The organism is Enterobacter sp. Ap-1006, assembly GCF_011752835.1.
Classification (GTDB): Bacteria; Pseudomonadota; Gammaproteobacteria; order Enterobacterales; family Enterobacteriaceae; genus Cedecea.
On sequence record NZ_VWWU01000006.1, the window covers coordinates 147,447 to 160,777 of the forward strand.

Consider the following 13,331-nt stretch of genomic DNA (forward strand, 5'->3'; position numbering starts at 1 on the left):
CCCACTGAAACAGCAGCCTTTAGCTCGGCTGCGGAGTATTTTGTCATGCCTTCTACCCTGCCGATAAGACAGCCCTTTCCTGCCTGGTCCGACGGCCTGCCTCCCACACGCCGCAGCATCGGGCTGGTGCTGGCGCTCTTGCTGCACGCGGGCGTTTTTCTCTGGCTAACCAACCGGCCCACGCAGGAGCAACCGGCCACCGCGCCACCGCCTATTGCGCTGATGATCCTCCCGACAGACGATCCGGCCTCTGTCGCCACGCCAGCAAAGCAGCCCGATAAGATCAAACAGATCCAGTCGGCCGCACCTCAGGAAAAGGCCGAGTCAAAAGAAGCGGTGAAGAGCGTGGAGGCCCCGAACCCGGAGCTCGTTGTGGCTAAAAAAATGCACCCTAAAATCATCGCCAAACCTCAGCCGGTTACGCCGCACGATGCGGAAGTGCCGCCGGCCCCTACACCTCCTGCACCTGAAACGCATGCGCCCGCCAGCCACCCGCAGCAAAGCGCCGGCAGGGCAGGAAGCAGCGCGGTGAGCGCCCCCAGCCCAGGCGAAGTGAACTGGGTCGGCCTGTTGCGCCAGCGGCTCGACCGCTTCAAACGTTACCCGACTCAGGCTTTGCGTCAGCAGGCCCAGGGCGTGGTTTATCTGAGCCTGACGCTGAACAGAGAGGGCCAGGTCCTCAGCGTGACGCTGGAAAGAAGCAGCGGCACGTCAGCGCTGGATCGGGAAGCCCTTGCCCTACCGGCTCGCGCGGTACCGCTACCCGCTCCCACGGACGATATCGCTCCAGGCCAGTCGCAAATCACCCTCACGCTGCCGATCCGCTTCGATCTCCGCCAGTAAATCCTTTTGCTCAATGCTCGGTAATGCAGCATTGAGCACCTTCTTCCTGCACGATCGTTTTTGATCACAAAAAATACGCTAATCTCACGCTAATATTGCACAATCGAGCATTCGATCTTATTTTAATCGAGCAACAACGAGCAATGACACTTTAGCGAGGATGCAGCTGTGAGAAACAATCATGTAGGACAGATCGTGATGAATGAGTCGACGATTGCCGATGGCGTCACCAAAGTCGCCCGGCTGCTGAACAGTCGCTATCACGAAGCGGTAGTGATCACGGTCGTGCCCGGTGGGATTCTGTTTACCGCCGATCTGGTCAGGCAGCTCACCTTCGATATTTCAATGGACTATATTTCCTGCCCGCACACGCCCGGCGACAGAAACAACAGCTCTACCATCGTTTACCACGACAATATTGGCATCAGGGGGAAGGACGTTATCCTGGTGGATGACGCCATTGAGTCCGGCGGGACCATGAAGCGTCTGGTCGAGCATTTAATCGAACATTACGCTCCGAAATCGCTCTCCATCGCCACCTTATTTGTGAAACCTGGCCGCGTAGAGATCCCCGTCGAGCAATGTTATGCCTGGATCATGGACAATGACGATTTGCTCATTGGCTACGGCATGCCGTGGCAAAACAAGTACCGCAACCTGCCCTTCGTTTCAAAACTAAAAATATAAACGCCTACAGAACACTTACCGATGGGATAACAACATGATAAAGCTAATTATTACCGACCTGGACGGCACTTTTCTCAATAGCCACGGCGACTATGACCGTAAATTATTTGCCCAGACCCACCGCTTAATGGCCGAGCAAGGCGTCCATTTCGCCGCCTGTACCGGCAAGCAGTGCCACCGGGTAGAAGAGCTGTTCGCCGATTACCGCGAGGATTTATGGATCATCGGCGACAGCGCCACGCGCATTAAAAGGAACGGCGAATATGTCTACGAATCGCTTATCAACAATGCGCTGGGATTACGCATTATCGACACGCTGGAAGCAGCCAGTGACAGCCACGTGATTGTTGCCTGCGGCAGCGAAAGCGCGTTTATTCGCAAAGACGTGCCGCAGCGGCTGCAGGACAAAATGCGCCAGTCCTACGCCAGCCTGGCGCTGGTGGACTCTTTTGCCGAACTCAATTGTGATTTCGTGAAGATAAGCGTCTATGACGAAGCCGGAAACTGCCCGCAGACTCGCCCGGTACTCAGGCCGTTTGAACAGGATGTCTACATCGTGGTGTCCGAAGCGGCGTGGATAGATATTGCGGATTACGGCGTTCACAAAGGAACAACGGTGCAAAGGCTCCAGCAGTTACTGAACGTCAGCCCGGCGGAGACTCTCGCCTTTGGCGACGGCTATAACGACCTGGAGCTGCTGGCCCAGGCGGAATACAGCTTCGCGATGCGTAATGCGTTTGAAGAGACCAAGGCCGCGGCCCGATTTATTACCGGCAGCAATGATGAAAGCGCGGTCCAGCACACGATAAAAAGCCTGCTGGCGCTGCAAAGCAAAGTCTGAAGAAGGGCGGGTTCTTAACCGCCCGTTCCGCTAGCCCGCGATTTCAATCCGTAGGTTAACGCCGCCGAAATCGGCAATTTTGGTTTCGGCGCTGACCACCACAATATCAATGTCTTCGCAGGGTGCCACTTTATAGCGAGCCACCTGGGACATCTTATTGGCCGTTACGGCGGCAATCACCTCATTACTCTGACTCAGCACTTCGCGCTTAAAACAGGCGTCTTCGTAATAAACCGCACTCAGGCCAGCCTGCGGATCAAGCCCGCACACGCCGATAAAGGTCTGGTCGAAAACCATGCCGCGCAGCTGATTGACCGTGTCGGAACCCAGCGTGCTGCCGGTCAGCGGGTTAACTTTGCCGCCCAACAAAATCAGTTCGCCCCGCGTGCGCCCGCTCAGCGCCGCTGCAATCTGCGGAGAATTGGTGACAATGGTGAGATCCAGCTCTTCGGGGATAAACTCCACCATCGCCAGATAGGTTGAACCGGCGTCGAGAAACACGCAGGTGTTAGCCTGGATCATCCCGGCGCACTTCCGCGCCACCTGGGATTTCTCACCCACATCCTGGGACACGCGGGTTTCGAAGCTGGCAGACTGCTGGAACTGACTGATGGCCCCGCCATAAACCTTTTTGCACAGGCCGCGACGCGCCAGCTCCTGCAGATCCCGGCGGATGGTGTGCTCGGACACGCCCAGCTTCCGCGCCACATCAGCCCCGATCACCCTGCCCGTTTCGGTCAGGATCTGGTGGATCATCGCCTGGCGCTGTTCAGGCAATGCGTCATAATCTGTCACGTTTAGCCCTTAAATAGCTGCAATAGTGCATAACATATCACAATCTATCATCGGCACTCGAAAAGCAGAGCGTTAGCCTTCCACCAGCGCCTGTGCGCACGCCCAGGCGGAGCTCCACGCCCACTGGAAGTTATAGCCACCCAGCCAGCCGCTGACGTCCATCACTTCGCCGATAAAATAGAGGCCAGGGGATTTTTTCGCTTCCATGGTGCGGGAAGAGAGCTCGTTGGTGTCCACGCCGCCGAGGGTCACTTCCGCAGTGCGATAACCTTCGGTGCCGTTGGGCTGAACGCGCCAGGCTTGCAGGGTGTCAATCAGCTCGCTTTGCTGGCGGCTGTTAAGCTGCTTCAGCGTCACATCCGGGATTTGCTGCAGCTGCTGCAGGCATTCCACCAGACGTTTGGGCAGCACCATCGCCAGCGTATTTTTCAGGCTCTGATTCGGGTGCGCGTTACGCTGCTCGTGAATAAAGCCGTCCAGATCGGTGTCGGGCAGCAGGTTGACGCTGACGAATTCTCCCGGCTGCCAATAGCTGGACAGCTGCAGAACGGCAGGGCCGGACAGGCCGCGATGGGTAAACAACAGGCTTTCACGGAAGCTGACGCCGTTTTCTGCGGTGATGACGGACGGCACCGAGACACCGGACAGCACCTGCAACTGTTCAAGCAAAGGTTTATGCAGCGTGAACGGCACCAGGCCCGCGCGGGTCGGCAGCACCTTCAGGCCAAACTGTTCGGCGACTTTATAGCCGAACGGCGTCGCCCCCAGCCCCGGCATCGACAGACCGCCGCTGGCGATTACCAGCTTCGCGCCCTGCACGCTGCCGCCGTTTAGCTGCAGGGTGTACCCCTGCTCGTCGCGTTCAATACTCAGCACTTCGCTGCGCAGGCGCATTGTTACTTTGCCTTTCTCGCATTCGGCCACCAGCATATCGACTACCTGCTGGGCAGAATCGTCGCAGAACAGCTGCCCGAGGGTTTTCTCATGCCAGGCGATGCCGTGCTTGCCCACCATGTCGATAAAGTCCCATTGGGTGTAGCGGGCCAGCGCAGATTTGCAGAAATGCGGGTTTTGGCTCAGATACGCCGCAGGCTCGACATAAAGGTTGGTAAAGTTGCAGCGTCCGCCGCCGGACATCAGGATTTTACGGCCCGGTTTTTTCCCATTATCAATCAGCAATACGCGGCTGCCCGCCTGCCCGGCAACCGCCGCACAAAACATTCCTGCTGCACCCGCACCTATAATAATGGCATCAAACTTTTCCACGACCGACTCCCGACTATGCTTAAGGCAACGGATTGTAAAGACCTGAGGCTGGTCGCACCAGCTTTAAGGTGCATAACAAATGCAGGTGATTGATAAACAAAATGTAAATCATTCCACCTGTGCGCCTGATGGCGACTAAAATCAAAAAAAGTCCAGATTTCACTTTGCCGCGGTGGAGGTTGTCTTACATAATGCGCCGCGTTCATGTCCTCAAAATGGCGTAACGTCTATGCTACATTTGTTTGCCGGCCTGGATCTTCACACCGGGCTTTTACTTTTGCTTGCTCTGGCATTTGTGCTGTTCTACGAAGCCATTAATGGTTTCCACGATACGGCCAACGCAGTAGCAACGGTAATTTATACCCGCGCTATGCGATCGCAACTTGCGGTGGCAATGGCTGCGTTGTTTAACTTCTTCGGCGTTCTGCTCGGTGGGCTGAGCGTGGCCTATGCCATTGTGCATATGCTGCCTACAGATCTGCTGTTAAACGTAGGGTCTTCTCATGGTCTCGCCATGGTGTTCTCTATGTTACTGGCCGCTATTATCTGGAACCTCGGCACCTGGTATTTTGGTCTGCCGGCCTCCAGCTCCCATACGCTTATCGGTGCCATCATCGGTATCGGTTTGACCAACGCGCTGCTGACCGGCACCTCGGTTGTCGACGCGCTGAATATCCCGAAAGTCATTGGGATCTTCGCTTCCTTAATTCTGTCCCCGATTGTCGGGCTGGTGATTGCCGGTGGGTTGATTTTCCTGCTGCGCCGTTACTGGAGTAACACCAAGAAAAAGCAGCGTATTCACCTGACGCCTGCGGAACGTGAAAAGCAAGACGGCAAGAAAAAGCCGCCTTTCTGGACGCGTATCGCGCTGATCCTGTCCGCTATCGGCGTGAGTTTCTCTCACGGCGCTAACGACGGCCAGAAAGGCATCGGTCTGATTATGCTGGTACTGATTGGCGTCGCACCGGCGGGCTTCGTGGTTAACATGAATGCTTCCGGCTACGAAATCACCCGTACTCGCGATGCGGTGAACAACGTCGAAACGTTCTTCCAGCAACGTCCTGACCTGCTGAAGAAAGCCACCGGCTCGGAACAGCTGATCCCTTCTCCGGAAGCGGGCGCAACTGAACCGGCTCAGTTCCACTGTCACCCGGCCAACGCGATTAACGCGCTGGATCGCGCGAAGCTGATGCTGACGGATATCGAAAGCTACGACAAGCTCAGCATTGAGCAGCGTAGCCAGCTGCGTCGCATTATGCTGTGCATCTCCGACACCACCGATAAAGTGGCGAAGCTGCCGGAAGTGAGCGCCGACGACCAGCGCCTGCTGAAGAAACTGAAAGGCGACATGCTTAGCACCATCGAGTACGCGCCGGTCTGGATTATTCTGGCGGTGGCTCTGGCTCTTGGTCTGGGTACAATGATCGGCTGGCGTCGCGTGGCGACCACCATCGGCGAGAAGATCGGTAAGAAAGGCATGACCTATGCGCAAGGGATGTCCGCGCAGATGACGGCAGCCGTTTCTATCGGTCTGGCAAGCTACACCGGGATGCCGGTTTCCACTACCCACGTGCTCTCTTCCTCCGTGGCAGGGACCATGATCGTGGACGGCGGCGGCCTGCAGCGTAAGACGGTAACCAATATCCTGATGGCCTGGATATTCACCTTACCGGCTTCGATTCTGCTCTCCGGCGGGCTGTACTGGATTGCGCTGCGCTTAGTGTAAGCCGTAGCCAAAGAAAAAGCGGGTCAGGAAACTGGCCCGCTTTTTTTATGCTTGTCCATAACACTGCCCTACAAACTAGTGCCAGATAATTAATCCAATCAGGCTAATCACCACCAGACCACACAGCGAACTCGTCAGAAGAAACTGGCGGCGCAGGCGCTCACAGCGGCGAATAAACTCTTCATCATGGTGATCGACATAGCGCTGGCCGTAGATATAGCGCACCAGCCTGACCTGCTTGCTGGGTTGACCATGTGAGGTGAAAAAACCGCCGCCATCAACGTATTGATACAGCAGCGGATCGCACCCGCGCAGCACCACCAGTAACGCGCGCAGTGAAGAGTAATAGCGCGCCATATTCACCACACAAACTACACAAAGCGCCCAGAACAGCGCGACGGTGCTGATCATGTACCCCTCCCGGCGAAGCCCTCGAAGCCTTTGCTTCGGGACGACCGCTCTCCCCGAAAACCCTGTCAGACAATCCTGCAACGAATAACCGATACAGGTCACAGATCTCTTCCCGCCCGGCTCATTTAATAGTGTAGGAGATCCCTTAATTTTTTTACCACCGCGTTAATCTTTATCAAAGTGGCCGCATTCATTTTTCGCTTGAATGTGATTGAGGGATGGCGCATTGTCGGGCTGAAGAAGGTTAGATAAAAGCGAAATACCATCTACAATTGAAGTCTTTAGATCGGGTGACCGTAGCTCATGCCGCTACGGTTTAAAAGATGACGGCGAGAGTCATCGATAACTTATGGAAGGAGTAACATTATGGCTTACAAACACATTCTGATCGCGGTTGACCTCTCCCCTGAGAGTAAAGTCCTGGTAGAAAAAGCCGTCTCCATGGCTCGGCCTTACAACGCGAAAGTTTCCCTGATTCATGTCGATGTGAATTACTCCGATCTGTATACCGGGCTGATTGATGTCAATCTGGGCGATATGCAGAAACGCATTTCCGAAGAGACTCACCACGCGCTCACCGAGCTGTCTACCGGGGCAGGTTACCCGATTACCGAAACCCTGAGCGGCAGCGGCGATCTGGGCCAGGTGCTGGTCGATGCCATTAAAAAATACGATATGGATTTAGTGGTTTGTGGTCACCACCAGGATTTCTGGAGCAAGCTGATGTCCTCTGCACGCCAGCTGATCAATACCGTGCATGTGGATATGCTGATTGTTCCGCTGCGTGATGACGAAGACGAGTAACCGTCTTTATTGCCCCTCACCCTAACCCTCTCCCCAAAGGGGAGAGGGGATTGAATTGAGATAAGTGTTGACCCCTCACCCTAACCCTCTCCCCAAAGGGGAGAGGGGATTGATTTGAGACAAGTATTGCCCCTTCGCCCTGACCCTCTCCCCAAAGGGGAGAGGGGACTCGATAGAGCGCAATTCTTTGATTTTCCCCCCTCTCCCTTCCAGGGAGAGGGCCGGGGTGAGGGTCACAGCTCACTCAAATCCTGCAGAATCACCGTCAACACTCCCTCCAGATTTTCCCGCAGTTCGTTATTCCAGAACCGCCTCACCCGCCACCCTTGCTCATTCAAATACTTCGTTCTTCGTTCATCATAGCCCTTTTGCATCTCATGCTGCCCACCGTCCAGCTCGATCACCAGGCGAGCAGCGCAGCAGGCAAAGTCCACGATATAAAGCCCAACGGGATGCTGGCGACGAAACTTAAACGTAGCAAAACGCCTGCTGCGGAGTTGATACCACAGCAAGTTCTCTTCGGGAGTCATCTGGTACCTGAGCTGGCGGGCATAACGTCGGATCGGCTGCATGGCATCCAACATGCCAATGCAGCCGTAAAGTTGCGAGGGGAAGCAATATCTTCTGCGAGGCACTTTCCAGCGTTTTAGTAATTACTCCGGCGTCCCGGCATAAATATCAAACCGGTGCCCTTTGGTCACCACAGCATTCTGCGTGGCGACGTCGGCCAGCGGCGGCGCGTAATCCGGACGCTTCACAACGACTCTTTTCTTCGCGAGCGCTCTGGCTGGGGCAAGCAGCCCGTCTGCATCTTCATCCGGCCCCACCAAAGACTGGAAAACGCGCATCTCTTTCTTCACCAGCGCGCTTTTCTGCTTGTGGGGGAACATCGGGTCGAGATACACCACATCCGGTCTCGGCGTGATATCGCTGAGTGCCGTCAGGCTTGAGGCATGAATCAGCTGTAATCGTTCCTGCAGCCAACCACCGATTTCAGGATCTTCGTAGCCACGGCGCAGGCCGTCATCCAGCAACGCGGCAACCACCGGATTGCGCTCCAGCATCCGCACGCGGCAACCGACGGACGCCAGCACAAAAGCATCGCGCCCTAACCCAGCCGTCGCGTCAACCACGTCCGGCAGATAGCTGCCCTTCACGCCCACGGCTTTTGCCACGGCTTCGCCACGCCCGCCGCCAAACTTACGGCGGTGCGCCATCGCACCGGAGGCAAAATCAACAAAAATGCCGCCTAGCTTTGGCTCGTCGCGTTTGCGTAACTCCAGCCTTTCAGGCGTCAGCACCAGCGCCATTAGCGCCTCTTCATCATGCTCGAGCTGCCAGCGCTCGCTCAAAACAGATAAGGCGCCGGAGTCGGCGCCTGCTTCAGTCAGTAAACAGATTTTCACGTGATGGCTTAGCCCTGAATACCGTAGTGATCCAGCATCGCATCCAGCTGCGGCTCGCGACCGCGGAAGCGTTTGAACAGCTCCATCGGCTCTTCCGAACCGCCACGGGTCAGGATGTTGTCGAGGAACGACTGGCCGGTTTCGCGGTTGAAAATGCCCTCTTCTTCGAAGCGAGAGAACGCGTCCGCCGCCAGCACGTCGGCCCACAGGTAGCTGTAGTAACCCGCCGCGTAACCGCCGGCAAATATATGGCTGAAGGCGTGCGGGAAGCGGCCCCAGCTCGGCCCCGGCACCACGGCAACCTGTTTCTTAATTTCGGCCAGCGTCTGCAGCACTTTCGCCCCCTGCTCAGGGTTGAATTCCGCATGCAGGCGGAAGTCGAACAGGCCGAACTCCAGCTGGCGCAGGATAAACAGCGCCGCCTGGTAGTTTTTCGCCGCCAGCATTTTTTCCAGCAGCTCAACAGGCAGAGAATCACCGGTTTCATAGTGGCCGGAGATAAACGCCAGCGCTTCAGGCTCCCAGCACCAGTTTTCCATAAACTGGCTCGGCAGCTCGACCGCATCCCACGGCACACCGTTAATACCGGACACGCCCGCGGTTTCGATTTTGGTCAGCATGTGGTGCAGGCCGTGACCGAACTCATGGAACAGGGTGATCACTTCATCGTGGGTAAACAGCGCAGGTTTGCCGTTCACCGGGCGGTTGAAGTTACAGGTCAGATAAGCCACCGGTTTTTGCAGTGAGCCATCGGCGCGGCGCATTTTGCCCACGCAGTCATCCATCCACGCCCCGCCGCGCTTGTGCTCGCGAGCGTAGAGGTCGAGATAGAAGCTGCCGCGCAGCTCGCCCTGGTCGTCATACAGCTCGAAGAAGCGCACATCCGGGTGCCAGACGTCGATATCTTTCCGCTCTTTGGCGGTGATGCCGTAGATGCGCTTCACGACTTCGAACAGGCCATTTACCGCGCGCTCTTCCGGGAAGTACGGGCGCAGCTGTTCGTCGCTGATGCTGTAGAGATGCTGTTTCTGTTTTTCGCTGTACCACGTGATGTCCCACGGCTCCAGCTCTTCCACGCCGTAATGCTCTTTCGCATAGGCGCGCAGCTGAGCCAGCTCGGCTTCACCCTGCGGACGGGCGCGTTTGGCCAGGTCTGACAGGAACTCCAGTACCTGCTGCGGGTTTTCCGCCATTTTGGTGGCCAGGGATTTTTCCGCGTAGTTGCCAAAGCCCAGGAGCTGAGCCAACTCGTGGCGCAGCGCCAAAATCTCTTCCATCACCGGGGTGTTATCCCACTTCCCGGCATTCGGGCCCTGGTCAGAAGCGCGTGTGGAATAGGCGCGGTACATCTCTTCGCGCAGCGCACGGTTGTCGCAGTAGGTCAGCACCGGCAGGTAGCTCGGAATATCCAGCGTCAGCAGCCATCCGTCTTGCTCTTTGGCTTCCGCCTGAGCGCGCGCTGCGGCTAAGGCGCTTTCCGGCATCCCGGCAAGCTCGGCTTCGTCGGTAATCAGTTTGCTCCAGCCCATAGTGGCATCAAGCACGTTGTTGCTGTAGGTAGATCCCAGCTCGGACAGGCGAGCGGAGATCTCCCCGTAGCGCTGCTGTTTGTCTTTTGGCAGACCAATCCCGGACAGCTCGAAGTCGCGCAGCGCGTTATCCACCGCTTTCTTCTCGGCGACGCTCAGGCTGGCGTAGTTCGCCCCGTCACGCAGGTCGCGGTAGGCGTTATACAGGCCTTCGTGCTGGCCAACCCAGGTGCTGTATTCGGACAGCAGCGGCAGCGTCTGCTCATAGGCTTCGCGCAGCTCCGGGCTGTTCTGTACCGAGTTCAGATGGCTGACCGGGGAGAACAGGCGCCCCAGGCGATCGTCCACTTCTGCCAGCGGCTGAACCAGATTCTGCCAGCTATAAGGCGCGCCCTGCGCAACCACGCTTTCCACCGCCGCACGGCAGTCGTCCAGCGCTTTAGTCACGGCCGGAACAACATGCTCCGGTTTGATGGCGGAAAACGGCGGCAGCTCAAAAGAGGTCAGTAAAGGATTGGTCATAAGCGCGTTCCTGATTAAAAGGGAGAGAGAAGCGCTCAAGCGGCGCTTTGTGCATGGAGTCTAGCATGGGGTTAAGTGTAGCGAATTTCAATCCCGGGCGTTGCGCTGCGGTCGCCGGGAAATGGGGCAGCAGACGCTGCCCCGGGCGGTCAATCAGTGGGATTTCGCGGCCATTGCGTAGGCCGCTGGCAGGTTCAGACGCTGCCAGAACTGCTGATCTGCCGTCGTGCCGGACAGCGGGTAGCCCGCAGGCAGCGCAGTTTTCACCATCAGATCGCGGCGCTGGGAGGCGGAAAGCTTAGGCAGCGCGGCTTCCAGCAGAACTTCCGCCCCTTGCGGTACTTTCAGGGCTTGCTTCTCACCCTTCTGCTGCGGCAGGTCGTAAGTCATGGTGAAGCGGTAAAGTTCTTTCATCGCCGGGGCACGGTACGGATCGTCTTTCGCGGAAGATTTCGCACATTCAGCCAAAGTGGTGCCGCACTCTTTTTCCAGCGCGGTACGCAGCTGATCGCGAGCTTCGTTAAACAACGCGCGGTATTTCGGGTCGTTCAGGTAGTTGGCGACATTGCGCTGCGCCACCATGCGGGAGCCCATCACGTCCAGCGGGTAATGCACGCCCAGCACAATGCGCGAGTAACCGTAGCGCGCACCGCGCTCAACCAAGGCTTCAAAGCGCTCTGGCACCATTTCGGCCATCAGCAGCGCGTCGGTGTAGCCGGTGTTGGTGTGGCCGCTTGGGAAGGAGCCACCGTCTGCGGTGTACGGTTTGTTGTCTTTAATCACCACATCGTCCGGCACGAGGTGAATGGTGTTGCCCTGGATCAGGAACGGACGCGGGTTATTGAAGTGCTTCTTCGCTGCGCTGGTGCTGACTTCGGAGGCTTTAATCAGCGCCGCGGCTTTGCTCAGCTCGCCTTTATCGTAGGCGGCCAGGAAGGCTTTCCCCAGACGCGGCCCCATGGCATCGCTCAGGAAGTAAAGGTGGTTGATGCCCTCGGCATCCGCCAGCGCCTGATGGCGCGAAGTCTGCACGGCGTTCAGGTTGATGTTGGTGACGGTTTCAAGGTTCTGCTTAATCACCGAGTCCGGCAACTTGCTGAAGGCAGAAAGCAGCTCGATGCCCGCCTTCTGGTTAGCTTTGGTCTGGAAGTCATAGCCGCTCGCCTTCAGCCAGGCGGTATCCGCCAGCTTTTTGCTTTGCTTCGCTTTATCCAGCTGGTCGCGGGTCAGTTTATCCGCATCGCCTTTCAGGGCAGCGCGCAACGCCGCCAGAGACTGCATTTCAATCTCATCAAACGCCTGGCTGCTGTTGGCCGGGGTCACACTATTGGCTATCGCCGCGGCCTGAGGAAGAGACACATCTTTCGCCAGCGCGGGCAGAGAGACGGCTAACGCGGCGGCCAGCACAGAAATACGAAGTTTCATTATTTTTCCTTTTATTCAAACGATTACCTTGCCTGGCAGCGACGCTATCCTGGTGATTTGACATTTTTATGACACCGTTATGTTTTGAAACGCTTTCTCCCCAACTGAAACAGCGCCGCGCCCGGGCGGTAATCCGCCGCAATCTGCGGTAAACTGTGGGAAATTTGTTTTCTTATTTGCGGAACACCATCCCTCATGCTCAGCTATCGCCACAGCTTTCACGCCGGTAACCATGCCGACGTACTAAAACACACCGTTCAAAGCCTGATTATTGAATCGCTTAAAGAGAAGGAGAAACCGTTTCTCTATCTCGACACTCACGCAGGCGCCGGGCGTTACCAGCTGAGCAGCGAACATGCGGAGCGCACCGGCGAGTATCTGGAAGGTATCTCCCGCATCTGGCAGCAGGACGATTTGCCTGCCGAGCTGGAGGCCTATATTGGCGCGGTGAAGCATCTGAACCGCAGCGGCAACCTGCGTTATTACCCTGGCTCTCCGCTGATTGCCCGCCACCTGCTGCGCGAGCAGGACAGCCTGCAGCTGACCGAGCTGCACCCGTCCGACTTCCCGCTGCTGCGCTCTGAGTTCCAGAAAGACAACCGCGCCCGCGTGGAGCGCGCCGACGGCTACCAGCAGTTGAAAGCCAAGCTGCCGCCGGTTTCCCGTCGCGGCCTGATCCTCATCGACCCACCGTATGAGATCAAAACCGACTACCAGGACGTGGTGAAAGGGATTGCCGAAGGCTATAAGCGTTTTGCCACAGGCACCTACGCGCTGTGGTACCCGGTGGTGCTGCGTCAGCAAATCAAACGCATGATCCGCGACCTGGAAGAGACCGGCATCCGCCGCATCCTGCAGATCGAACTGGCGGTTCGCCCGGACAGCGACCAGCGCGGCATGACGGCTTCCGGCATGATTGTGATTAACCCACCGTGGAAGCTGGAACAGCAAATGGCGAACGTGCTGCCGTGGCTGCACAAAAAGCTGGTGCCAACGGGGACCGGCTCCACCACGCTGAGCTGGATTGTGCCTGAATAAGAAAGCTAGCCAATGCCGCTGCAGCTTGAAGTATGACG

At 57.1% G+C, this 13,331-nt stretch carries 13 protein-coding genes; 6 read left to right on the forward strand and 7 right to left on the reverse strand.

Going from position 1 to position 13,331, the window contains the following annotated elements; translation table 11 throughout:
* Window positions 1–45: 45 nt before the first annotated feature.
* The 3 genes from F3J28_RS18525 to F3J28_RS18535 all read left to right on the forward strand — a co-directional run bounded on the left by F3J28_RS18525 (window position 46) and on the right by F3J28_RS18535 (window position 2,371).
* Window positions 46–843, forward strand: a complete 798-nt coding sequence (locus tag F3J28_RS18525) for an energy transducer TonB (RefSeq protein ID WP_166878580.1) — start codon at window positions 46–48, stop codon at window positions 841–843.
* Between the two features lie 168 nt (window positions 844–1,011).
* A complete protein-coding gene (locus F3J28_RS18530; protein ID WP_353620585.1) occupies window positions 1,012–1,530 on the forward strand; it encodes a phosphoribosyltransferase in 519 nt (172 codons plus the stop codon).
* A 34-nt stretch (window positions 1,531–1,564) separates the two neighbouring features.
* The gene (locus tag F3J28_RS18535; protein ID WP_166878582.1) at window positions 1,565–2,371 is read left to right on the forward strand and encodes an HAD-IIB family hydrolase; all 807 of its coding nucleotides are present in this window, start codon (window positions 1,565–1,567) and stop codon (window positions 2,369–2,371) included.
* A 30-nt stretch (window positions 2,372–2,401) separates the two neighbouring features.
* On the opposite strand, the gene F3J28_RS18540 is transcribed toward F3J28_RS18535, so the two are convergent.
* Both F3J28_RS18540 and F3J28_RS18545 read right to left on the reverse strand, forming a co-directional pair.
* On the reverse strand, window positions 2,402–3,166 hold the full coding sequence (locus F3J28_RS18540) for a DeoR/GlpR family DNA-binding transcription regulator (RefSeq protein ID WP_166878585.1): 765 nt from the start codon (window positions 3,164–3,166) through the stop codon (window positions 2,402–2,404).
* Between the two features lie 72 nt (window positions 3,167–3,238).
* The gene (locus F3J28_RS18545) at window positions 3,239–4,432 is read right to left on the reverse strand and encodes an aminoacetone oxidase family FAD-binding enzyme (RefSeq protein WP_166878588.1); all 1,194 of its coding nucleotides are present in this window, start codon (window positions 4,430–4,432) and stop codon (window positions 3,239–3,241) included.
* Between the two features lie 229 nt (window positions 4,433–4,661).
* Between F3J28_RS18545 and pitA the strand changes: the two genes are divergently transcribed.
* The gene (gene pitA / locus F3J28_RS18550; RefSeq protein ID WP_166878590.1) at window positions 4,662–6,158 is read left to right on the forward strand and encodes an inorganic phosphate transporter PitA; all 1,497 of its coding nucleotides are present in this window, start codon (window positions 4,662–4,664) and stop codon (window positions 6,156–6,158) included.
* 75 nt (window positions 6,159–6,233) lie between these two features.
* On the opposite strand, the gene uspB is transcribed toward pitA, so the two are convergent.
* A complete protein-coding gene (gene uspB / locus F3J28_RS18555; RefSeq protein WP_166878593.1) occupies window positions 6,234–6,569 on the reverse strand; it encodes a universal stress protein UspB in 336 nt (111 codons plus the stop codon).
* Window positions 6,570–6,935: 366 nt separating this feature from the next.
* Between uspB and uspA the strand changes: the two genes are divergently transcribed.
* The gene (uspA, locus tag F3J28_RS18560) at window positions 6,936–7,373 is read left to right on the forward strand and encodes a universal stress protein UspA (protein ID WP_039298608.1); all 438 of its coding nucleotides are present in this window, start codon (window positions 6,936–6,938) and stop codon (window positions 7,371–7,373) included.
* A gap of 233 nt (window positions 7,374–7,606) precedes the next feature.
* On the opposite strand, the gene F3J28_RS18565 is transcribed toward uspA, so the two are convergent.
* The 4 genes from F3J28_RS18565 to F3J28_RS18580 form a co-directional block, all read right to left on the reverse strand.
* Window positions 7,607–7,945 carry an endonuclease domain-containing protein gene (locus F3J28_RS18565; RefSeq protein ID WP_166878990.1) on the reverse strand — a complete coding sequence of 113 codons (339 nt, stop codon included), beginning with the start codon at window positions 7,943–7,945 and terminating at the stop codon, window positions 7,607–7,609.
* Between the two features lie 81 nt (window positions 7,946–8,026).
* The gene (rsmJ, locus tag F3J28_RS18570) at window positions 8,027–8,779 is read right to left on the reverse strand and encodes a 16S rRNA (guanine(1516)-N(2))-methyltransferase RsmJ (RefSeq protein ID WP_085540213.1); all 753 of its coding nucleotides are present in this window, start codon (window positions 8,777–8,779) and stop codon (window positions 8,027–8,029) included.
* A gap of 8 nt (window positions 8,780–8,787) precedes the next feature.
* Window positions 8,788–10,830 (reverse strand): oligopeptidase A, encoded by a 2,043-nt coding sequence (prlC, locus tag F3J28_RS18575; protein ID WP_166878596.1) that lies wholly within the window; start codon window positions 10,828–10,830, stop codon window positions 8,788–8,790.
* Between the two features lie 153 nt (window positions 10,831–10,983).
* Entirely contained in the window at window positions 10,984–12,255 is a 1,272-nt protein-coding gene (locus F3J28_RS18580; protein WP_166878598.1) for an acid phosphatase, read from the reverse strand.
* Window positions 12,256–12,450: 195 nt separating this feature from the next.
* Between F3J28_RS18580 and F3J28_RS18585 the strand changes: the two genes are divergently transcribed.
* The gene (locus F3J28_RS18585; RefSeq protein WP_166878601.1) at window positions 12,451–13,293 is read left to right on the forward strand and encodes a 23S rRNA (adenine(2030)-N(6))-methyltransferase RlmJ; all 843 of its coding nucleotides are present in this window, start codon (window positions 12,451–12,453) and stop codon (window positions 13,291–13,293) included.
* Window positions 13,294–13,331: the final 38 nt, after the last annotated feature.

Bases quoted from the DNA above. Each gene is read 5' to 3' on its own strand.
- F3J28_RS18525 (WP_166878580.1), top strand. From the start codon at position 46: ATGCCTTCTACCCTGCCGATAAGACAGCCCTTTCCTGCCTGGTCCGAC.
- F3J28_RS18535 (WP_166878582.1), top strand. From the start codon at position 1,565: ATGATAAAGCTAATTATTACCGACCTGGACGGCACTTTTCTCAATAGC.
- pitA (WP_166878590.1), top strand. From the start codon at position 4,662: ATGCTACATTTGTTTGCCGGCCTGGATCTTCACACCGGGCTTTTACTT.
- uspB (WP_166878593.1), bottom strand. From the start codon at position 6,569: ATGATCAGCACCGTCGCGCTGTTCTGGGCGCTTTGTGTAGTTTGTGTG.
- uspA (WP_039298608.1), top strand. From the start codon at position 6,936: ATGGCTTACAAACACATTCTGATCGCGGTTGACCTCTCCCCTGAGAGT.
- F3J28_RS18565 (WP_166878990.1), bottom strand. From the start codon at position 7,945: ATGCAGCCGATCCGACGTTATGCCCGCCAGCTCAGGTACCAGATGACT.
- prlC (WP_166878596.1), bottom strand. From the start codon at position 10,830: ATGACCAATCCTTTACTGACCTCTTTTGAGCTGCCGCCGTTTTCCGCC.
- F3J28_RS18580 (WP_166878598.1), bottom strand. From the start codon at position 12,255: ATGAAACTTCGTATTTCTGTGCTGGCCGCCGCGTTAGCCGTCTCTCTG.
- F3J28_RS18585 (WP_166878601.1), top strand. From the start codon at position 12,451: ATGCTCAGCTATCGCCACAGCTTTCACGCCGGTAACCATGCCGACGTA.